This window comes from Chitinophaga sp. NPDC101104, assembly GCF_050277495.1.
GTDB lineage: Bacteria > Bacteroidota > Bacteroidia > Chitinophagales > Chitinophagaceae > Chitinophaga.
Genome location: NZ_JBNNSF010000001.1, coordinates 2,037,941 through 2,057,680 on the forward strand (window position 1 = coordinate 2,037,941; position 19,740 = coordinate 2,057,680).

The following is a 19,740-nucleotide window of genomic DNA, read 5'->3' on the forward strand; positions in this document are numbered from 1 at the left end:
TTCCTTAAATGCCGCCGCGGCCGCTACGATAGCTTTGCCGTATCAAACATTCAATTATGAAAGCGCATTTGAAGAAAACACTGGAAAACGCCCGCATGTACACCCTCGCCGTAGCCGGAGCCATGCCCGAAGAAGCATATGGTTTCAAGCCTGCCGACGGTGTATGGACATTCAACGAATTGCTGCACCACATTGGCTACGGCATATATTGGTGGGAAGAAAATTACATCCGGGGGCAGACGGCCGATTGGGCGCCCACGCCCGTGACCTATGGCAAACAGGCCGTTACGAAGTACCTGGAGCAGGCGTTCGCCCACCTGGATAAAAGCGTGGCGGCGGCGAAGGAAAAGGAACTGCCGCTGGAGGGGTTCTTCGCCACGCTCGACCATATTACGCACCACCGTGGACAAGCCACTACGTACCTGCGGTGCAAAGGCATCACCCCGCCGGAGTACATGTACTAGCCGGCAGGTGATTTGGTTTTTTTGTTTGATGCAAAGCCGCGGGGTCGCGGCTTTGCTAATTATGGTCAGCGGAGGGTCTGCACTTCGTTGATGAGCGTTCCGATGTGGTCGATGCTGATCTCTACGCGGTCGTTGTCGCGCAGGGTGAAGCTGTTGTCGGGCACGAGGCAGGTGCCGGTCATGAGGAAGCAGCCGTCGGGGAAGGCGCATCCGCGGAAGAGGAATTCCACCAGTTCGCCGTGGCCGCGTTTCATCTGGCTGATGGCGATGCTGTCGTTGTATTTGATTTCCCCGTTCCGGAAGATCGACATGCTGATCATGGTATCTGGGGGAATGGGGTTTTCCGGAACGAGCAGGCAAGGCCCCAGCCCGGCGCATTTCTCGTAGACTTTCGCCTGGGGCAGGTACAGCGGGTTTTCCCCTTCGATGCTGCGCGAGCTCATGTCGTTCCCGATCGTATAGCCTTCGATGGTGCCTTGCGAAGACACGAACAGCGTCAGTTCCGGTTCCGGCACGTCCCACTTCGAATCGGGCCGGATGTACACCACCTCGCGGTGCCCGGAAACGCGGTGGGGCGTGGCTTTGAAAAACAGTTCGGGCCTTTCCGCCACGTATACTTTATCGTAGAAAGTGGCGCCACCCGCATCTTCCGATTCTTCCATCCGCGCCGTGCGGCTCCTGTAATACGTTACGCCCGCCGCCCAGACTTCCTGCGTACCGATGGGGGCCTGTAAACCTGTGGCGATGGCCTGTTCGGCGGGATGCGGGGCCAGCGGGGCCATATCCGGCAGTTCGGCCACAACGGCTGCGTAGAGGCCTTTCCGGTTCACGAATTCGTTCCAGCCGGTAGATGTCGCATAGAAGCGGCCGTCGTGCTGAACGATGATGCCTTCGGATGTTTTATAGATCCTTATTAAGTTCATAGCGGGAATTATTTTTGTTGGAGGAATTGACGAACAGAATCCAGCGGCAGCTGCCACAGCTTTTCCGCCAGGGCTTTCAACGCTTCAGCATCTCCTTCGAAATGCATGGTGACCTGGCTGTATTTCCGCGCCTCGCCGGGTTGCAGGGGAATAACGTCTGAGGAGGATTCCACTTCATAGAAAGGGCCCATTTGCGTACCGTCTTCCAGCGGACCGTCATTATAACAATTCACCGCATCGCCCTTGTAGGGTTCCGCCTGGTCTTCCCATTTCGAATTCACGTATTTCCCATTGGGTGAAATTTCATACAGCAAAACGGTGATGGAATTGTTGGCGAGGTCGATGCTGCCGGCGCCGGTTTTCGCGATGCCCGGCGCGATGCCGAGTTTGCCGCGTGCCTTGCCGTCTGCGCGGAACAGCAGCAGGCTGTCGTTCACCTGCAGATTGCGCGCGGGGATTTTTCCGAAGTAATCGTCCGTGATCAGCTTGCGGGAGTCCGCACCCGGCCGGAAAGGCGCTACCACGGCCGTTTGTTCAGACGGTTTGAACATGCCGAGGAGCCATATGCTGGGGAGCCCCGTTGTTTCCTGCCAGGCGCTGTCGCCCAGGTTGGAAACCTGGTTTTCGGTCTCGTATGCCACGCTGCGCAAGCCTTCCGGCAATGCGATCCCCAGTTTGGATTCGATGGTTTTTTTGCCGAGCAGGCGGATGGTACGCGCTACGCCGAGCTTAAAGGTATAACCGGCGTGGTTTTGAATGGCACCGGCATATTGATAGGATACTTCGCCCGGAGCTTCCGCCGTTACGTTGTAATGCGCAGTGTCTATCATGCCCGGCGTTTGCCAGTGCGTGAATTCGTACGGCTTGCCGGGAGGGAAAAACAAGGCGTACTGGCCGCCTTCCGGCCCCAGCCAGAAGCGTTCTTCACCGCCGAAGGCGTTGATGTGCGGCATCAGTTTGCCGGAACCGATGAGGTCGTAATTGATCCAGCCGAAGCTGTTGCCTGCATCGCCGGAAGCGGAACTGGTCATGACGCGGGCCTGGTAATCGCCGGTAACGAGCACGCGGCTACTGTCTCCCGGAAGCTGCAGCACCACTACGTTTTTAAGATGCTGGCGCAGGAAAGCCACGTCTTCGCCGAAGTTGGCGGGTTTGTTGGGCTGCTTGTTCCCGCTGGTCTGGCAACCAGCGATGCCGGCGGTTAATAAACATGCCATGAGTAATGGTTTCATATCGTTCGGATTGTTTTTTAATGTTTGATGCCGGATCAGAGCGAGACGCCCCGTTTCCAGGGGATGAAGTCGTCCTGTTCCAGCAATTGTGCCTTGGCGGTGTAATGCCCGCTGGCGGAGGAAATGAGCAGCTCCATGATGCGGTCGGCCGCCTGGTCGAGGGTTTCGTCTCCATTGATGACCGGCCCCGTGTCCAGGTCGATGATGTCGGGCATTTTGGCGGCGAGCCGCGAATTGGTGGACAGCTTCAGCACGGGCGTCACGGGATTGCCGGTAGGCGTGCCGAGGCCGGTGGTGAACAATACCATGTTCGCACCGGCGCCCACTTCCGCCGTCGTCGATTCCACGTCGCTGCCGGGCGTGCACAGCAGCGCCAGTCCGGGCCGCTGCACCCATCCGGGATAATCGATCACATCGGTTACGGGGGAGGAGCCTCCTTTCCGCGCGGCGCCGGCCGATTTGATGGCGTCGGTGATGAGGCCGTCGCGGATGTTGCCGGCAGAAGGATTGGAGTCGAACCCCGAGCCCACTGCCTCCGCGCGCGCGGCATACGTTTTCATCAGCCCGGTGTATTTTTCGGCGAGCTCGGTATTCACGCATCTGTCGCTCAGTTCCTGTTCCACGCCGCACAATTCGGGGAATTCGGACAGGATCACCGATCCCCCCAGGGCCACGATCCTGTCTGCCACCTTGCCCACCGCAGGGTTGGCGGAAATGCCGGAAAACCCGTCGCTGCCGCCGCATTCCATGCCTACGATGAGTTTGCTCAGCGGCGCGGGTTTGCGCTCCTGTGCATTGGCTTTCGCCAGTCCGTCGAACGTTTGCCGCATCGCCTGTTCCATCAGCATTTTTTCCGTGCCTTCCTGCTGCTGCTCGAGGATGACGAGGGGCCTGTCGTACCCCGGCGACCGCTTTTCGATCTCTTCCCGCAACATCGCCACCTGCGCGTTCTGACAACCGAGGCTGAGCACGGTAGCGCCTGCTACGTTGGGATGCGTCACGTACCCGGCGAGGATCCCGCAAAGCGTGCGGGCGTCGTCTTTGGTGCAGCCGCAGCCCATGGTGTGGGTCAGTAATTTGATTCCGGTGATCTGCGGAAAGGGGCGGCTGGATGCCGTTTCGGCTTGTGAAACATGTTTTTCGCCGTGGAGCATTTCCTGCAGGAGGGATTCGTAAGGATTTCCTTTATGATAGCCCAGGCCTTTGGTGAGCGTTTCGTGGAGCAATTGCACGTTCCGGTTTTCGCAGAACACCAGCGGCAGGATGATCCAGTAATTGCCGGTGCCCACGCGGCCGTCTGAGCGGTGATACCCCAAAAAGCTGCGGCCTTCCCAGGCGCTCACGTCGGGAGCCTGCCAGTCCGTTTTCCGTTCTGCCCGCACGCCGAAATTCCCCGAAGCGTGGCGGACGTTGGCGGTGGAAATGAGCTCCCCGGGCGGAAGGTCTTCCTTCGCCTGCCCTACGAGCACGCCGTACATGATCACGTCGCCGTTTTGGGGGATGAAGGTAGTGGTAAGCTTGTGTTTGGCAGGTACGTCGCGGAGCGCGGTGACGCCGCCGGCCAGGGTGCCTTTCGGAACGTCCTGCAGGGCCACGATCACATTGTCTGCCGGGTGGATCTGAAGTATTTGCTGACGCATGATGGTTTAAGGTTGAAGGGATGGTAATGCACGGTCGAGATGAACGTAGCCGCCGTCTACATGAATGAGCTGGCCCGTGGTGTGGCTGGATTTGCCTGACAGGAGGAATGCCGTCATCTGCGCGATTTCCTCCGGCGTCGTCATCCTGTTTTCGAGCGGGATGCGGGACACGATGGAGGCAAGTTTCGCTGCTTTGTCCCCGAAAGTATTGATCCAGTTCTCGTACAGCGGCGTCCAGGATTCCGCAACGATGATGGCGTTTACGCGGATGCTCCAGGGAAGCAATTCTACCGCCCATTCGCGGGTGAGAGCGTTTCTGCCGCCGTTGGCCGCCGCGTAAGCAGACGTATTGCCCTGGCCGGTTTCCGCCGTTTTGGAACTGATGTTGACGATCGGTCCGCGGCTTTCCTTGAGCATGGGCAGCGCATGATGCGCCATCAGGTAATAATGCACGAGGTTGCGGTGGAGCGATCGCATGAAGGCTTCGTACGATCCCGATGCGAGCCCCACGCCATCATTGATGCCCGCATTGTTGACGAGCCCGTCTATCCGCCCGAATTGCTTCGCCACCGCTTCCACGGCGCGTTTGCAGGCTTCCGGGTCGGTGAGCTCGGCCGCGGTCTGCCAGCCTTTTCCACCGGCAGTCTGTATGTTGGAAAGATGCTGCAGATTGTCGGTTTCGCTTCTGCCGACGATGACGGGAATGGCGCCTTCCTGCGCCAGTACCGCCGAAATGGCCGCGCCGATGCCTTTGGCACCGCCGGTCACGATAATTACTTTGTCCTGTAAGCCGAGGTCCATAACGTGTGGTATGAGGGTTGATTAAATATGCTGGTCCGTTCAGGAAATGCTTCCGCGCTGCCAGTCGCCGTTCACCATCCGCCAGATGCTCCGCGGATTTTCGTTGCGCAGCTCTTCCGGCAACATCTGTCCCGGGAAATCCTGGAAACACACCGGCCGCGTGAACCGGTAAATCGATGCCGTGCCAACGGAAGTACCGGCGCCGGGCGTAGCTGCGGGCCAAGGCCCCCCGTGCACCATGGCGTGGTTCACGGCCACGCCCGTCGGGAAGCCGTTCACGAGCAGGCGCCCCGCTTTTTCGCGAAGAATGTCTGCCAGTGGCGCATGATGGTCCAGATCGGCCGGCGTACCGTGGATGGAAGCGGTGAGCTGCCCTTCCAGGGCTTCGGCGAAAATGGAAAGACCGGCGGCATCATCGCACAGCACGAGCAGCCCCGCCGGCCCGAAAACCTCATGCAACATACCTGGTGTTTCCAGTACTTTGTTCAAAGACGTACGCATCATTACCGGCGCGGCTTTGCCGGCAACATCGGCGCCTTTGCAAACCGGCAGCGCGCCCATGCTTTCGAGGCGTTGCAGGCCAGCCTGGTAGGCGTTCAGGATGCCCGGTGTGAGCATGACACCTGCCGCCAGCTGGGTGATGCCGGTTTCGAGGGCTTTGATCAATTCGTTCCCGTCGCCGGCGGTTACGATCACACCGGGATTGGTGCAGAATTGCCCCACGCCCATGGTGAGCGATTGCAAATATTGCGCAGCGAAGGTAGCCGCGTTTTCCGCCAGCATGCCTGGTAAGAGGAAAATCGGGTTCACGCTGCCCATTTCCGCATAAACGGGGATGGGCACGGGCCGTTGCGCGGCCGTTTCGAAAAGCGCCTTCCCGCCGCCGAACGATCCGGTGAACGCGATGGCGCGCAATTGCGGGTGACGGGCCAGGTGTTGCCCCGTTTCAACGGTGGCGCCATGGACCAGGCTGAAAACGCCTTCCGGCATACCGGTTTCTTTGGCAGCTTCGAGGATGGTTTTCGCGACGAGGTGCGAAGTATGCGGATGGGCGGGATGGGCTTTGCAGACCACGGGGCAACCGGCCGCAAGTGCGGCCGCAGTATCGCCGCCGGCCACGGAAAAGGCGAGGGGGAAATTGCTCGCACCGAAAACGGCTACCGGTCCCAGCGGGATCTGCATCTGCCGGATGTCTGGCGCGCCACCGTCGATCCGCGCATGTACCCAGGAGCCTTCTTCGATGGTTTTCGCGAAAAGCCGGAGCTGGTTGGCCGTACGGTCGCGCTCGCCGTTGAGCCTGGCCAGGGGCAGGCCGCTTTCTTCCGAAGCCGTCTGGAGCAGCGCTTCGCCAAGAGCTTCGATCCCCGATGCGATGGCGTGGAGGAATGCCGCGCGCGCCGTGGCCGTGGCTTTCTTGTATGCCGGGAACGCTTTGGCGGCGAGGGCTACGGCCTGGTCCACTTCTGCGGGCGTTGCTTCATGGAATGGCTGCGGGAGCCATTGCTGCTTCGCGGGGGCCCAGGCGCGGAAGGTTTGCGTGCCTTCCGCGGACTGGCGGTTCCCGATCATCTGTAATCCGATTGTATGCATGCGTCAAACTTTTAAATAGATCAATTCACTTCCAGCTGGTCTTTCGGTTGCAGCTTCGGGAACGGCGCATGCGGCTCGCGCTGGTACCAGAACACGACCGAGCTGATGTCCGACTGCTGCGGCAAATACCGTCCACCGCTCCGCCAGCCCAGGTCCTGGATGGTAATTTTCAGTTCCTTGTCGAAACGGATGGGGTCCATGATATGCCAGCGGTACAATCCGAACCGTTGCTGCGATTTGTACAATCCGTCCGGACGGATCACCTGGTGTAAGCCAGCATATGGCGTGGTGAATTCCTGGTATTTCCCTTTGTTGTCGAAATTGTAGGAACCGCAGAAATAATCTTCCGTCCCGGTGCCGCAGATCGTGGGGAATTTGCCGTCGCCATCCATGAAAAACTTGATCTCGCCTTCTCCCCACCAGCCGTTGTTGTTCACGCCCCAGGCCATATAGGTGCCAACATAGTGCCCTTTTCCTTTTATGCCGTCGATCAGCGTGAATTCCGCATTTTTGACCGGGTTATTGCGGCGGAACTGCGCGTGGAAATACGCCGCGTCGTCGGGCACCTGCGTGAGCGTGTAGTCGACCTGGTAATAGAGCGTCATCCTTTCCGTATTGATGTTTTCCATGGTGATCTTACATTTTTTCCGGAAGGGCATGGGCCAGTAGCAGTTGAATGCGCTGCCGGGGTTGACGGTTACGGGCAGGGAACTCAGTTGTGCGTATTCTCCCCATCCCATCCCGAAGAAATCGCCGACGGGCACTTCCACGCTGGGCGTGGTTTCATCGTCCCAATAAAAGCGGAGGATGGAATAGCGCCAGTTGCCGGTGGGCGTCATCCAGATATGCTGAATGGCGCCGGAGGCGTTAATTTCCGCGAGGGTAAACGTTTGTCCGGGCTCGATGTGCACATAGGGATTCACTTTCCATCCCTGTCCGAGATCGCGCGCGGCGCCGCGTGCGTTGCCCTGTTCAAGGGTGGCCATGCCGCCCTTGCCGGGCTCGCCGGTAAAGTTTTCCGGGGAAATGGAACGGGTTTTGGCGTCGGATAAACGGTGGAGGTTGCCCAGGTTCATGTCGAGCCCGTTAAATGGCTGCTGCGCTGCCGAAACGAGGGCCAGGCAGGCGCAAAAGGAGAGAAGGAGCAGTGTTTTCATAATGTGTATCGTTTGAAAGGTTTTCCGCTTTATCGATTAAGCGCCCCTGGCTTCAACGGTTTCCATGCACGTGGCGTATAAAGTGATTTGATGGATGGTTCAGCTGGCTGCGCTGGAACGGCGCACGACCAGTTCCGCATCTATCCGGATGTCTTCCGGCGGCCGTTCGCTATCGGCGATCTGGCTGAGCAGCAGTTGCACGGCGGCTTTGCCCATTTCCCGGATAGGCTGGCGGATGAAGGTGACGGGCGCGTGGAAAAGGTCGAACGCTTCGCTTTCATCGAAGCTCACAATTGCCAGTTGCTCTGGTACGCGGATGCCCAGTTCGCTGATATACCGCAGCCCTTCGATGGCAAGACTGTTCGTGGCGAAAAACAGCGCGTCGGCCGGATGTTTGCCGCCCCTCAGCTGGTCGATCGCTTTGCGGATATCTTCGCGCAGGTGGCTGTACCGCGCCAGTTTGAGGCGCTTTTCCGTTTTGAGTCCGGCGTTGGCCAGGGCTACTTCGAACCCCCTGCGGCGTTCGGCGATGTGGTGCAGGCCGGTTTGGTAGGCGATCATGCCGATACGTTTGCGGCCGGTGCGCAGCAGGTGTTCTACCGCATTATACGAAGCCCCGAAGTTGTTGATGCTGATGCTGCTGGCGGCGATGGAGGGGAACGGCCGGTCCATGAGCACGAACGGGAAGTGGCGCTCGCTGAGCTGGAGGATCTGTTGTTCGGATCCTTCCGAGGGGACTACGATCAGTCCGTCTACCTGCCGGTTGAGCAATACATTAATAAGGTCGGCGGATTTTTCCGCGTTTTCGTCGGAGCTGCCGAAGATGACGGTGATATTGTGCCGTTTGGCTTCGTCTTCCACGATCCGGGCGATCTGTCCGAAGAAAGGGTTGGAGATGTCTGCCACGATGAGGCCGATGGTGTCTGTCCGCCCGCTTTTCAGGCTGCGGGCGAGGTAGTTGGGCTGGTAATTGAGCTTGCGTGCGATCTTCCTGATCTTGTTCGCCATTTCCCGCCCCACCCGGGCCTTCTCCTCTTTATTCGTCAACACATAGGATACCAGCGCCGTGGATACCCCGGCTTCCTGTGCGATGTCTTTCAGGGAGACTCTCTTCTTCATGAAATAAATATAAGCTTAAACGTTTAAGTAAGCAAGTTTTGCCGTCGAAAATCATTTTTTGGCTACATTTGCCGCTCATTTTTAGACACATGAGTTCATTAGGCTGGAAGTTAATCAGGAGTTTCGACAAGGAATTTGAAGTGAACGGAGAACCGGTGCGGGTACGTTTCGTGACGATGAATTGCGTGCACAAGCAATTGTACCAGGTATATGTGCCGCACGAAGGAAAGGAAGTGCGTTTCCATATCCAGGAGAACGCCGCGGGGGAATTCAAGATCGTGGGCCGGGGGATTTGCCCGCCCCAATACGTTCCCCTCGAAGCCGCATTCGCCGAAGCGATCCTCGCATCGCCGGTAGGCTGATCTTTCCATAAAAAAAGCCGCTCACAAAGCGGCTTCCCCATAAATATATCGTTTCAATCCGGCAGCGAGCGCACGTATTCCCGCGGGGTCATGCCTTTTATTTCCCGGAAAAAGCGGTTGAAGTTGGACAAGCTGTTGAACCCGCATTCATACGCCAGTCCCGAAATGGCGAGCTCGCCTTCCGCCAGCAGCTTGCAGGCATGCCCTATCCGCACTTCATTGACGAACGACACGAACGTTTTCTGCGTCCGGCTTTTGAAATACCGGCAAAACGCCTGCTTGTTCATGTTCACGAGGCGCGACACCTCATCCAGCTGGATCTCGCTCTTGAAATTTTCGAACACGAACTTGAACACCGTATCGATCCGGTCGTTGTCTTTCGCCTGGTAAGTATTCACATAGCCCTGGCTGGCCAGCAGTTCGTATTCCCGCGTGCGGGTGAGCACGTCCAGCACGCGCATGAAGGAAATGAGCTGCGCGAAGGGAGGCTGCTCCGTCATCTCGAGCAGTAAAGTTTTCAACGCCCGTTTCGCCTGTCCAAAAAATTTCATCCCCCGCCTCGATTTCTTCAGCAGCAATTCCGTTTGCCGCCCCAGCCCGAAATGCGTCATGGAGGCCAGGAGCTTGTCTGGCTCGATGAAAAGCGCCACCGACCGGGCATGTTTATAATTATTCCGGTCGAAATACCGGCTGTCGTTATGCCAGACATGCGGAATGTCGGGCCCCAGCAGGATAAGCTCGTCGCTGTCGAAATTCTCCACACTGTCGCCGATGATGCGCCTCCCCTCACTTTCCACCACATACACGAGCTGGCATTCCTTATGGAAATGAAACTCCGTCGAGAAATACGGCAGGTCGATCACCCGCATCGCAAACACGCCCATGTGGGCCTCTTCCTGTATCTTGGTGAAAACCGGCTTCATATTGATGGAATTTATTTTATTCGGGATATTGTATGCTAATATAGGCGTAAATCGGCAATCCCCGTAACAAATCTGAATTTCTATTGCCGCCAATTATGAAAATAGTGTGATAAACTTGCTAATATAGGCGCAGAAGTCATCAACGGTCCGTTAGTATTCCCCGGGCCCTTACGTTAGTTTTGTTTCATGACCGGTACCGCTGCGCGAAATGGTGGTGGAATGAATTAACTTATGCCTGGATTAAAAATGGAAAGAATGAAAGACATGCTGAAGGATAAGGTGGTCCTGCTCACGGGCGGGGCAGACGGTATCGGTTGGGAATGCGCGCTGGCCTACGCCTCCGCGGGTGCGAAGGTTTGCATCGCAGACCTGAATGCCGCGGGGCGCGACAAGCTGGCGAAGCTGCCGGGCGAGGGGCATACCTTCTTTTTGTGCGACGTTACTTCCGATACGGCCGTGGCCCAGTTGTTCGCGGAGATCGGTAAAGCGTACGGCCGGCTGGACGCGGTCCACAACAACGCCGGCATCGCGCAGCCCGCCAGGCCGCTGCACGAAACGGAAGATGCCGAATGGGAAGCCCTCATGCGGGTGAACCTCAAAAGCATCTACCTCACCACCCGCCACGGCATCGCCCTGCTGCGCGCATCCAAAGGCTGCATCCTGCACACCAGCTCGCTCGTAGGCAGCATCGGGCAGGCGGACCATGCCGCCTATGTTGCCACGAAAGGCGCCGTGAACGCGCTCACCAAAGCCATGGCGCTCGATTACGCGGCAGACGGCATCCGGGTCAACGCCGTGGCGCCCGCCGCCATCCGCACACCCATGCTCGAAGCCTGGAGCGCCGAACAGCCGCAGCCGGAAATCATGCAACGGTATCTCGACCGCCTCCAGCCACTTGGCGCCATGCCCGCTGGCGACGTGATCGCCGACGCCTGCGTGTTCCTGCTCAGCGATGCCGCCCGCTTCATCACCGGTTGCATCCTGCCCGTAACGGGCGGCGCGGAACTGGGGTACCGGGCCCTGATCTGACATTTCTTTCACTACATGATAAAAAACATCGACATCGCAGACGCCCGGTTTGCGCTGAAAAACGGCGCCGGCAGCGACGCCGTGCACAAAGACCCGCAATACGCCTATGCCGTCACGCACCTGCAGAACGAACAGGGGCTACGCGGCACGGGGCTCGCATTCACGCTCGGAGAAGGCAACGACCTGGTTTGCCGCGCGGCCCGGTTTTACGCCGAAACCCTCCGCGGGAAAGACATCGAAACGCTCATGAGCAACTTCGGCAGCACCTTCCACGCATTGGCCAACGAACAACAGTTCCGCTGGCTGGGGCCGCACAAGGGCGTCGTCCACCTCGGCCTCGCTTCCGTTACCAACGCGTGCTACGACCTCTGGGCCAAACAGCGCGGCGTGCCCCTCTGGAAGCTGCTGATCGGCTTGTCGCCCGAAAGCATCGTCAATACGCTCGATCTCACCTATCTCGAAGATGTCCTCACCCGCGAAGAAGCCATCGCCCTATTGACCGAAGCTTCGGAAACGGCGGCCGGCCGGATGGGGATACTCGAAAAAGGATATGCCGGGTACGATACTTCCGTGGGTTGGTTCAATTACGACGACGAGCAGGTGCGGGAGAATTGCAAACGCGCGCTGGACCAGGGTTTCGAAGCCATGAAGCTGAAGGTGGGCTCCGCCGATCCGAAGCGCGACATCCGCCGGGCCAACATCGTCCGCCAAACCGTTGGCGATTCCGTCAAAGTGATGCTCGACGCCAACCAGCAATGGAACCTCCCGCAGGCCATTTCCATCTGCAACGAACTGAAGCAGATGCAGCCGTATTGGGTAGAAGAGCCGACGCACCCGGACGATGTGCAGGCGCATGTGACGCTGGCGGAAGCCGTAGCCCCGGTGAAACTCGCGTTGGGAGAGCATGTTCCCAACCGCGTGATCTTCAAGAACTACCTGCAGTCGGGCTGCGCGGGCTTCATCCAGGTGGATGCCGTGCGGGTAGGAGGGGTGAGCGAATTCATCACCATCAGCCTGCTGTGCAAAAAGTTCGGCGTGCCGGTAGTGCCGCACGTCGGCGACATGGGGCAGCTGCATCAGCACCTCGTGTTGTTCAACCACATCGCCATGGGGCACGAAGCACTTTTTCTCGAACATATCCCGCATCTGAAGGAGCATTTCCTCCACCCGGTCCGCATCGAAAACGGCGTGTACGTTACGCCGCAGGAACCGGGCAGCAGTTGCGACTTAAAATAATCCAATAATCCACATATGATCGGAACCGCAGATATCGTCATCACCATCGGTTATATCCTGCTTATCGTCGCCATCGGGCTGTGGACGGGGCTGCGGAAGAAATCCGCCGCCACGGAAGGCTCCGGCGCGTATTTCCTGGCGGGCAAAACCCTGCGCTGGCCCATGATCGGCCTGGCGCTTTTCGCCACGAACATTTCCTGTCTTCACCTCGTGAGCCTTGCCCAGAGCGGCTTCGACTCGGGGCTGCTGAACGGGAATTTCGAATGGATGGCGGCATTCACGCTGATATTGCTCGCCCTGTTCTTCGTACCGTTTTACATCCGCTCGGGCGTGGCCACGCTGCCCGATTTCCTGGAAAGGCGGTACAACCGCGCGTGCCGCGACTGGCTGGCGATCGTGTCCATCGTTTCGGCCGTCATCATTCACATCGCGTTTTCGTTCCTGGCGGGCGGCATCGTGCTGGAAACGCTGTTCGGGATCGATATGTACGCCAGCATCATCGTGATCGCCGCGCTCACGGGGCTGTACACGATCGTGGGCGGGCTGCGGGCCGTGGTGGTGACCGAATCCATTCAAAGCGTGGTGCTCATCGCCGGAGCGGTCATCATTACCGTGGCGGCCTGGAACAAAATGGGCGGCTGGCAGCCGATGGAAGCGGTGCTCGCCAACCAGGGCGCGCTGGACAAATTGAGCATGATGCGCCCGGTGGGCGATGCTTCGGGCATGTCGTGGATGGCGGTGTTCCTCGGGTACCCGATTTTGGGGATCTGGTACTGGTGTGCCGACCAAACCATCGTGCAGCGGGTGCTCGGCGCCAAAGACGAGAACCACGCGCGGGTGGGCGCCCTCTTTTGCGGGTTCATCAAAATCCTGCCGGTATTCATTTTCGTGCTGCCGGGGCTTTTCGCCTGGGCCTTGTATCAATCCGGCGGGCTCGACCTGTCGGCCCTGAAACACGGGACCGGCGAAGTAGACTCCAAAGGCATATATACCCTCATGATCACCCAGCTGCTGCCTTCCGGGCTGATCGGCGTGCTGGTGGCGGCATTATTGTCGGGCCTCATGAGCCAGATCGCGGGGGCGCTGAATTCCATCGCTACATTGGCCAGCTTCGATCTGTACAAGCGGTTCCGGCCGGAAACGAAAGATGCCGATCTCGTGAAAGCGGGCCGCTGGGCTTCGGCGTTGGCGCTGCTCGTCTCCATCGGGCTGTTGCCTTTGCTGAACCGCTACCAGAGCCTGTTTGAAGGGATCAATGACGTGATCGCACACATCGCGCCGCCCATTACCTGCGTATTTTTGCTGGGGATTTTCTGGAAGCGGGCTTCCGCGCGGTCGGCCCAGCTCACGCTCTGGATCGGGTCTGCGCTCGGTGCGCTGGTGTACGCGATGAACAAATTGTACCCGCAGGGGCCGCTCGGTGGCATTCCTTTCATGATGATGGCGTTTTACCTCTTCCTGGCCTGTGTGGCCATGCAGGTGCTGTTTTCGTTCCTTTACCCCGTGGTACTTACGGAGAAGAGCGGCGCTTTGTACTGGCGCTCCTGGCGGGAGCCGCTGGAAGGGGAAGGATGGAAAGGTTTCGGTAACTATAAATTTTTGTCGGTACTGTTGCTCCTGGTGATGGGGGTGCTGTACTGGATTTTCAGATAACCATGTTTAAAAAAGTTATGATGATGAAGAAACTGATACTATTGATGATGTTGTATTGCAGCGGATCGTTCGCGCAATCGCCCGCCAAAACCGATCCCGCGGTATTGCGCCAGTTCATGGACATGCGCTTCGGGATGTTCGTGCACTGGGGGCCGGTAAGCCTCCGCGGCACGGAGATCGGCTGGTCGAGGGGCAACCAGGTGCCGGCCGCTGAATACGACAATCTTTACAAAGAATTCAATCCCGTATTGTTCAATGCGGACGAATGGGTGAAAGTGGCCAAAGACGCGGGCATGAAATATCTCACCATCACTGCCCGCCATCACGACGGCTTCTGCCTCTGGCCTTCCGCCTTCACGGAATACGACATCGCTTCCACGCCTTACAAAAAAGACGTGGTAGGCGCGCTCGCTGCCGCCTGCAAGAAACAGGGCATTAAATTCTGCATTTACTATTCCGTGCTCGACTGGTGGCATCCGGATTATCCCAACCACTCGTCTACCAAGCCTTCCATCGATCCCAAATCGGATATGAACAAGTACGTGGCTTATATGAAAAACCAGCTGAAGGAGCTCGTTACCAAATACGACCCCTACATGCTGTGGTTCGACGGGCAGTGGGAAGAACCCTGGACCGACGAGCGCGGCCGCGAGATCTACGCTTACCTCAAACAGCTCAAACCCTCGCTCATCACCAATAACCGGTTGGGGAAAGAATTCGCGGCGATGGACAACAAGCAGATCGACCATACCAAAATGGTGGGCGATTACGATACGCCGGAGCAGGTGATCGGCAAAATGAACCTCACGACGCCCTGGGAAAGCTGCTTCACCATTTGCAAGCAATGGGCCTGGAAGCCGAACGACCAGCTGAAATCCCTCGAAACCTGCCTCGACATCCTCTCCAGAACGGCCGGCGCAAACGGTAACCTGCTCCTGAACGTAGGCCCCATGCCCGATGGCCGCATCGAAGCCCGCCAGGTGGCGCGCCTCCGGGAGATCGGCGACTGGATGCGGAAATATGGAACGGCGGTATACGGAACGATGGGCGGCCCCTGGGAGCCGAACGAAACATTCGCCGCCACGCGCAAAGGCAACAAGGTATTCATCCACGTACTCAAATCCGCCGAAGGCGGGCTCACGCTGAAAGCCCTGCCGGGACGGAACATCAGCAAATCCGCCATCATCGGCGGCAGTGCCGTTACTACAGAAACCGCGAACGATGAACTGCGCATCAAAATCCCGCAGCAGCCGGCCACTTTACCTTACGTGATCGAGCTTACGCTCGACGGCCCGGCGGATCAATTGCCTATTCTTTAATCCCTTCAAATGCAATACATGAGAACGGTTTTCGTTTTGCTCATCGTGATGCTGGCGGCGGGTTGTGTTGAAAGGAAAGTGGAGCGCTTCGGCATGGTGACCGGCATCAAGCCCGAAAAGATCGCCTATTACAAGCAACTGCATGCCCATGTTTGGCCCGGCGTGGTGAAAACCATCGAGGCATGCAATATTCGCAATTACTCCATTTATCTGAAAGAGATGGATGGAAAAACATATCTGTTCAGTTATTTTGAGTACACAGGAAACGATTTCGCCGGAGACATGAAGAAAATGGCGGCAGACACGGTCACGCAGCGTTGGTGGAAAGAAACCGCTCCCGCGCAGATCCCCCTGCCAGACGCGGCCGCAACCGGCGAAACGTGGTCGAAGCTCGAAGAAGTGATGCACCTGCCATGAAATAATCAACCAGCACAGTAAGCAATATCCATGTACAGTTTTATGAAACGATGCGCAGGCGCTATGGCGCTTTCGCTCGCCACACTGGGCGTCACGGCCCAGCAGTTGCCCGCAACCAAGCCCAGCGCCGCCCAACAGGCGATGATCGACCGGGGATACGGCATGTTCATCCATTTCGGGGTGAACACTTTTGCAGATGTGGAATGGTCGGACGGTACGATCCCCGTCAGCCAATACCATCCCACTCAACTGGACCCCGAACAATGGGTGAAAACCGCGAAAGACGCGGGGTTCCGGTATGTGCTCCTCATCACCAAGCACCACGACGGGTTTTGCCTGTGGGACAGCAAGTACACCGAATACGATGTGGCTTCATCGCCCGTGAAAACCGATGTGGTGAAAGCCGTGGCCGATGCCTGCAAAAAGCACGGCCTGCAGTTCGCCATTTATTATTCGCTGTGGGACCGCAAGGAGCCCACCTACAAAGATGCCGATCCGCAGCCTTACATCGACTATATGAAGAACCAGCTGACGGAGCTCTTCACGAATTATGGTCCCATCTGCGAGCTGTGGCTCGACGGTGGCTGGGACCGCAAGCCGGAGAACTGGGGCATCGACCAGCTGTATGCGCTGGTGAAGAAATTCAATCCCAAATGCGCCGTGAGCGTCAACCACACTATCGTGAACGAGGAAGGGAAACGGAATTATACGCGGCCGTCGAACATGACGGAAGACAATAAGTATTTCTTCCAGTATTTCCCGTCCGACTTCCGGCTGTGGGACCCGCAGATCATCACGCGGTTCGATAAAAAGCAATATCTCCACCAGGGGAAATCGTACTACCTGCCTTACGAAGCCACGATCTGCCTCAGCAGCCGATATAACTGGTTCCAGAAATCCGTGCAGCTGCCGGTGCGCGAGCTGGACGAACTGGAAGAACTGTTTTACTGGAGCACGGCCAATAGCAATTGCCTGGTGATGAACATCCCGCCCGACCAGACGGGCCGCATCCGCGAATACGAAGCGCTGGCGGCCATCAACCTGGGGAAACGGCTGGGCCTTGCGCCGGGGAAACCTTTGCCGGTGAACGGTAAGTTCGTGTCGGAGCGCAGGCCTGCAAAGGCGTCGAGCGTATATCCGGCGGATGCGCACAATCAGTACGACGGCAGTAAGGTGACCGATGGAAAGCTCGATAGCCGCTGGGCTTCGGCAGACACCCTCGCTTCCCTCGAAATTTCCCTCGATCCTTCTGAATACTTCAATAAAATCAGCATTTTCGAATACAAGGATGTGAAGAATTCCAGTGACGGGTTCTCGCAACTTCGTGAACCGCGCATCCGGGAATATGCGATCGACATCCGCCGGAACGGCCAGTGGGAAACGATCTTCCTGGGGCATGAGCCCATGGGCGATTGCAAGGTGGTCCACCTGCCGCGGCGGTACAAGACGGACGCGCTGCGCTTCCGCGTGACGAAAGCCACCGACCTGCCGTCTATCTACGAAATTTCGGTAATCGATATGGCAAGAAAATAGGAAGTCCAGTTATTGGATTAAAAATTTGAGAGAATTTCCAGAGACCGGCATCCCGATTTTTCGGGATGCGCCCTCATTAACACCCAATTAAATTGTATGATATGAAACGACTTTTTACAGGGATGCTACTCGCCGTTGCCTTCACCGCCGCGGCGCAGCCGAAGCCGGAACATAACCTCCGGCAAGGCGATCTCCCGCGGAGATGGGACGAAGCCATGCCGCTGGGGAACGGGATGATCGGCGCCCTCATCTGGCAGAAAGCGGACAAGCTCCGGTTTTCGCTGGACAGGGTTGATTTGTGGGACGACCGGCCCATGGCCAATATCGACAAGCTGACTTTCAAATACGTGACGGAGCAGGTCCACAAAAAGGATTACACCCCCGTTCAGCAATTGGGCGATGTGCCATATGAAGCCAACGCCGCGCCCACCAAGATCCCCGGCGCCTCGCTGGAACTGGATATGAAAGGTTGGGGCAACTCCGTTTCCTCCGTGCTGGACATCAGCAACGGTGTGCACGAGGCCCGGTTCGCTTCTGGTGCTGTTTTCCGCACCTACGTGCACGCAGGACAGGATGTAGGCGTGTTTTCGCTGGAAGGCGCGGATTTCAGTCCCGAGCTCATCGCACCGTTGTATGTCTCGGAAAGCAAGGGCGGTGAAGCCACGAGCGTAGACGGACAAAGCCTCGCAAGACTGGGATATGGAAAAGGAACGGTCACCAAAAGCGCGAACGCCATCCGTTACCGGCAACCGACTTACGAAGGGCATTTTTACGAAGTATTGGTGGAATGGACCGTGAAAAACGGCAAAACCACCGGCTGGTGGACGATCACCCCCGACCGGCCCGCCGTTATTCCCGCCGCTTCCAAAAACGAAGCGAAGAACTGGAAAAGCCACGCCGCCTGGTGGGCCGGTTTCTGGAAACGCTCTTCCATCCAGCTCCCCGAGCCCCTGCTCGAAAAGCAATACTATCTCGATATGTACAAATTCGGCAGCGTAGCCCGCGCGCATACGCCGCCGATCTCCCTGCAAGCGGTGTGGACGGCGGATAACAGCCATCTTCCGCCGTGGAAGGGCGATTTCCACCACGATCTCAACACCCAGTTGAGCTACTGGCCCGGATATACCGCCAACCATACCGATCTCACGGAAGGCTTCACCAATTGGCTCTGGAACACCCGCGCGGAAAACGAACGCTATACAAAGCAGTATTTCGGGGTGGAAGGGCTCAACGTTCCCGGCGTCACCACCCTTACCGGCAAGCCCATGGGCGGATGGGTCCAGTATTCTTTCAGTCCCACCGTAGCCGCGTGGCTGGCGCAGCATTTCTACTGGCAATGGAAGTTCAGCGGCGATGAAAAATTCCTCCGGGAACGCTGCAAGCCCTGGTTCGACCGGGTGGCCGTTTACCTGAAGAACGTCCGCGTCAAAGACCCTGCAACCGGTGTGTACAAATTGCCGCTCAGCTCATCGCCGGAATATCATGACAACAGCATCGATGCTTGGTTCACCGATTATACGAACTACGACCTCGCGCTCATCCGTTTCTTCTTCACTGCGTATGCCGAAGTGGCCGCTGCGGCAGGCGACGGATCGGTGCCCCCGGCCACGGAAGCCCTGAAAAACTATCCGGAATTATTCAGTGTGGATGGCAGGCTGGCCATCGCGCCGGGGCATCCGCAGTTGTCGTCGCACCGCCACCATAGCAACCTCATGGCGATTTATCCGGTAAAGGTCCTGTCGTACGACCGGCCGGACGACCGGCGGGTGATCGACAGTTCCCTGGCCTGGATGAGCCGCAAGGGCACCCGGGCCTGGGTGGGGTATTCTTTTGCCTGGGCGGCGTGCCTGTACGCGCAAACGGGCAATGGGGACAGTACGGTGAGCTATCTGCGGAAGTTTGCGTCCAACTTCGTGTTGAGCAACAGTTTCCATGTGAATGGCGATCAGAAAGGCGGACAATATTCCGGGTTTACCTACCGTCCGTTTACGCTGGAAGGCAACTTCGCGTATGCGCAGGGTGTCCACGAAATGCTGCTCCAGACCCGCAATGGCGTGGTCCTGCTTTTCCCGGCTACTCCGAAAGACTGGAAGGCCGCAGGTTTCCAGCAATTGCGCAGCGAAAGCGGTTGCCTGGTCAGCGCATCGCTGGAAGGCGGAAAACTGAAAAGCGTGACTTTTGCGTCCGATAAAAATCAAACCGTGAAAGTGAAGCGGAATACGCCCGTGGGGAACATCGCTCCCGGGAAATCCTCTGTGGATGGGGATGTGATCACCGTAGAACTGAAGAAAGGCCGGCCCGTTACTTTGTTAGCCGATTGAGGAAACATACCGAATGAAAAA

The 19,740-nt window shown here is 57.8% G+C and carries 17 protein-coding genes; 9 read left to right on the forward strand and 8 right to left on the reverse strand.

Annotation, left to right across the window (positions count from 1 at the left end):
• Positions 1 to 56: 56 nt before the first annotated feature.
• Positions 57 to 464: a DinB family protein gene (locus ACQKLP_RS08315; RefSeq protein ID WP_427321843.1), complete on the forward strand. Its 408-nt coding sequence runs from the start codon at positions 57 to 59 to the stop codon at positions 462 to 464.
• Positions 465 to 529: 65 nt separating this feature from the next.
• On the opposite strand, the gene ACQKLP_RS08320 is transcribed toward ACQKLP_RS08315, so the two are convergent.
• The 7 genes from ACQKLP_RS08320 to ACQKLP_RS08350 form a co-directional block, all read right to left on the reverse strand.
• Complete coding sequence (locus ACQKLP_RS08320) at positions 530 to 1,387, reverse strand: fumarylacetoacetate hydrolase family protein (RefSeq protein ID WP_427321844.1); 858 nt, start codon at positions 1,385 to 1,387, stop codon at positions 530 to 532.
• An 8-nt stretch (positions 1,388 to 1,395) separates the two neighbouring features.
• On the reverse strand, positions 1,396 to 2,619 hold the full coding sequence (locus tag ACQKLP_RS08325) for a DUF6786 family protein (protein WP_427321846.1): 1,224 nt from the start codon (positions 2,617 to 2,619) through the stop codon (positions 1,396 to 1,398).
• A gap of 35 nt (positions 2,620 to 2,654) precedes the next feature.
• The gene (locus tag ACQKLP_RS08330) at positions 2,655 to 4,259 is read right to left on the reverse strand and encodes a UxaA family hydrolase (RefSeq protein WP_427321848.1); all 1,605 of its coding nucleotides are present in this window, start codon (positions 4,257 to 4,259) and stop codon (positions 2,655 to 2,657) included.
• Positions 4,260 to 4,265: 6 nt separating this feature from the next.
• Positions 4,266 to 5,060 carry an SDR family oxidoreductase gene (locus ACQKLP_RS08335; RefSeq protein ID WP_427321850.1) on the reverse strand — a complete coding sequence of 265 codons (795 nt, stop codon included), beginning with the start codon at positions 5,058 to 5,060 and terminating at the stop codon, positions 4,266 to 4,268.
• Positions 5,061 to 5,099: 39 nt separating this feature from the next.
• On the reverse strand, positions 5,100 to 6,650 hold the full coding sequence (locus ACQKLP_RS08340; RefSeq protein WP_427321852.1) for an aldehyde dehydrogenase (NADP(+)): 1,551 nt from the start codon (positions 6,648 to 6,650) through the stop codon (positions 5,100 to 5,102).
• Between the two features lie 20 nt (positions 6,651 to 6,670).
• Positions 6,671 to 7,807, reverse strand: a complete 1,137-nt coding sequence (locus ACQKLP_RS08345) for a glycoside hydrolase family 172 protein (RefSeq protein WP_427321854.1) — start codon at positions 7,805 to 7,807, stop codon at positions 6,671 to 6,673.
• Positions 7,808 to 7,906: 99 nt separating this feature from the next.
• A complete protein-coding gene (locus ACQKLP_RS08350; RefSeq protein WP_427321856.1) occupies positions 7,907 to 8,926 on the reverse strand; it encodes a LacI family DNA-binding transcriptional regulator in 1,020 nt (339 codons plus the stop codon).
• Between the two features lie 89 nt (positions 8,927 to 9,015).
• On the opposite strand from ACQKLP_RS08350, the gene ACQKLP_RS08355 reads away from it, so the two are divergent.
• Positions 9,016 to 9,288 (forward strand): hypothetical protein, encoded by a 273-nt coding sequence (locus tag ACQKLP_RS08355; RefSeq protein WP_427321858.1) that lies wholly within the window; start codon positions 9,016 to 9,018, stop codon positions 9,286 to 9,288.
• A 53-nt stretch (positions 9,289 to 9,341) separates the two neighbouring features.
• On the opposite strand, the gene ACQKLP_RS08360 is transcribed toward ACQKLP_RS08355, so the two are convergent.
• Positions 9,342 to 10,211: an AraC family transcriptional regulator gene (locus ACQKLP_RS08360; protein ID WP_427321860.1), complete on the reverse strand. Its 870-nt coding sequence runs from the start codon at positions 10,209 to 10,211 to the stop codon at positions 9,342 to 9,344.
• A gap of 255 nt (positions 10,212 to 10,466) precedes the next feature.
• On the opposite strand from ACQKLP_RS08360, the gene ACQKLP_RS08365 reads away from it, so the two are divergent.
• The 7 genes from ACQKLP_RS08365 to ACQKLP_RS08395 all read left to right on the forward strand — a co-directional run bounded on the left by ACQKLP_RS08365 (position 10,467) and on the right by ACQKLP_RS08395 (position 19,719).
• Positions 10,467 to 11,240 carry an SDR family NAD(P)-dependent oxidoreductase gene (locus tag ACQKLP_RS08365; RefSeq protein ID WP_427321862.1) on the forward strand — a complete coding sequence of 258 codons (774 nt, stop codon included), beginning with the start codon at positions 10,467 to 10,469 and terminating at the stop codon, positions 11,238 to 11,240.
• A gap of 15 nt (positions 11,241 to 11,255) precedes the next feature.
• The gene (locus ACQKLP_RS08370) at positions 11,256 to 12,476 is read left to right on the forward strand and encodes an enolase C-terminal domain-like protein (protein ID WP_427321864.1); all 1,221 of its coding nucleotides are present in this window, start codon (positions 11,256 to 11,258) and stop codon (positions 12,474 to 12,476) included.
• A 15-nt stretch (positions 12,477 to 12,491) separates the two neighbouring features.
• On the forward strand, positions 12,492 to 14,129 hold the full coding sequence (locus tag ACQKLP_RS08375) for a sodium:solute symporter (protein WP_427321866.1): 1,638 nt from the start codon (positions 12,492 to 12,494) through the stop codon (positions 14,127 to 14,129).
• 23 nt (positions 14,130 to 14,152) lie between these two features.
• Positions 14,153 to 15,448 carry an alpha-L-fucosidase gene (locus tag ACQKLP_RS08380; protein WP_427321868.1) on the forward strand — a complete coding sequence of 432 codons (1,296 nt, stop codon included), beginning with the start codon at positions 14,153 to 14,155 and terminating at the stop codon, positions 15,446 to 15,448.
• An 18-nt stretch (positions 15,449 to 15,466) separates the two neighbouring features.
• A complete protein-coding gene (locus tag ACQKLP_RS08385) occupies positions 15,467 to 15,865 on the forward strand; it encodes an L-rhamnose mutarotase (protein WP_427321870.1) in 399 nt (132 codons plus the stop codon).
• A 42-nt stretch (positions 15,866 to 15,907) separates the two neighbouring features.
• On the forward strand, positions 15,908 to 17,398 hold the full coding sequence (locus tag ACQKLP_RS08390; RefSeq protein ID WP_427321872.1) for an alpha-L-fucosidase: 1,491 nt from the start codon (positions 15,908 to 15,910) through the stop codon (positions 17,396 to 17,398).
• Positions 17,399 to 17,499: 101 nt separating this feature from the next.
• Positions 17,500 to 19,719, forward strand: a complete 2,220-nt coding sequence (locus tag ACQKLP_RS08395) for a glycosyl hydrolase family 95 catalytic domain-containing protein (RefSeq protein ID WP_427321874.1) — start codon at positions 17,500 to 17,502, stop codon at positions 19,717 to 19,719.
• The last annotated feature ends 21 nt before the right edge of the window (positions 19,720 to 19,740 follow it).

Excerpts from the sequence above, each read along its gene's own strand:
- ACQKLP_RS08315 (WP_427321843.1), top strand. The coding sequence starts at position 57 with ATGAAAGCGCATTTGAAGAAAACACTGGAAAACGCCCGCATGTACACC.
- ACQKLP_RS08320 (WP_427321844.1), bottom strand. The coding sequence starts at position 1,387 with ATGAACTTAATAAGGATCTATAAAACATCCGAAGGCATCATCGTTCAG.
- ACQKLP_RS08325 (WP_427321846.1), bottom strand. The coding sequence starts at position 2,619 with ATGAAACCATTACTCATGGCATGTTTATTAACCGCCGGCATCGCTGGT.
- ACQKLP_RS08330 (WP_427321848.1), bottom strand. The coding sequence starts at position 4,259 with ATGCGTCAGCAAATACTTCAGATCCACCCGGCAGACAATGTGATCGTG.
- ACQKLP_RS08335 (WP_427321850.1), bottom strand. The coding sequence starts at position 5,060 with ATGGACCTCGGCTTACAGGACAAAGTAATTATCGTGACCGGCGGTGCC.
- ACQKLP_RS08340 (WP_427321852.1), bottom strand. The coding sequence starts at position 6,650 with ATGCATACAATCGGATTACAGATGATCGGGAACCGCCAGTCCGCGGAA.
- ACQKLP_RS08345 (WP_427321854.1), bottom strand. The coding sequence starts at position 7,807 with ATGAAAACACTGCTCCTTCTCTCCTTTTGCGCCTGCCTGGCCCTCGTT.
- ACQKLP_RS08350 (WP_427321856.1), bottom strand. The coding sequence starts at position 8,926 with ATGAAGAAGAGAGTCTCCCTGAAAGACATCGCACAGGAAGCCGGGGTA.
- ACQKLP_RS08355 (WP_427321858.1), top strand. The coding sequence starts at position 9,016 with ATGAGTTCATTAGGCTGGAAGTTAATCAGGAGTTTCGACAAGGAATTT.
- ACQKLP_RS08360 (WP_427321860.1), bottom strand. The coding sequence starts at position 10,211 with ATGAAGCCGGTTTTCACCAAGATACAGGAAGAGGCCCACATGGGCGTG.
- ACQKLP_RS08365 (WP_427321862.1), top strand. The coding sequence starts at position 10,467 with ATGAAAGACATGCTGAAGGATAAGGTGGTCCTGCTCACGGGCGGGGCA.
- ACQKLP_RS08370 (WP_427321864.1), top strand. The coding sequence starts at position 11,256 with ATGATAAAAAACATCGACATCGCAGACGCCCGGTTTGCGCTGAAAAAC.
- ACQKLP_RS08375 (WP_427321866.1), top strand. The coding sequence starts at position 12,492 with ATGATCGGAACCGCAGATATCGTCATCACCATCGGTTATATCCTGCTT.
- ACQKLP_RS08380 (WP_427321868.1), top strand. The coding sequence starts at position 14,153 with ATGAAGAAACTGATACTATTGATGATGTTGTATTGCAGCGGATCGTTC.
- ACQKLP_RS08385 (WP_427321870.1), top strand. The coding sequence starts at position 15,467 with ATGAGAACGGTTTTCGTTTTGCTCATCGTGATGCTGGCGGCGGGTTGT.
- ACQKLP_RS08390 (WP_427321872.1), top strand. The coding sequence starts at position 15,908 with ATGAAACGATGCGCAGGCGCTATGGCGCTTTCGCTCGCCACACTGGGC.
- ACQKLP_RS08395 (WP_427321874.1), top strand. The coding sequence starts at position 17,500 with ATGAAACGACTTTTTACAGGGATGCTACTCGCCGTTGCCTTCACCGCC.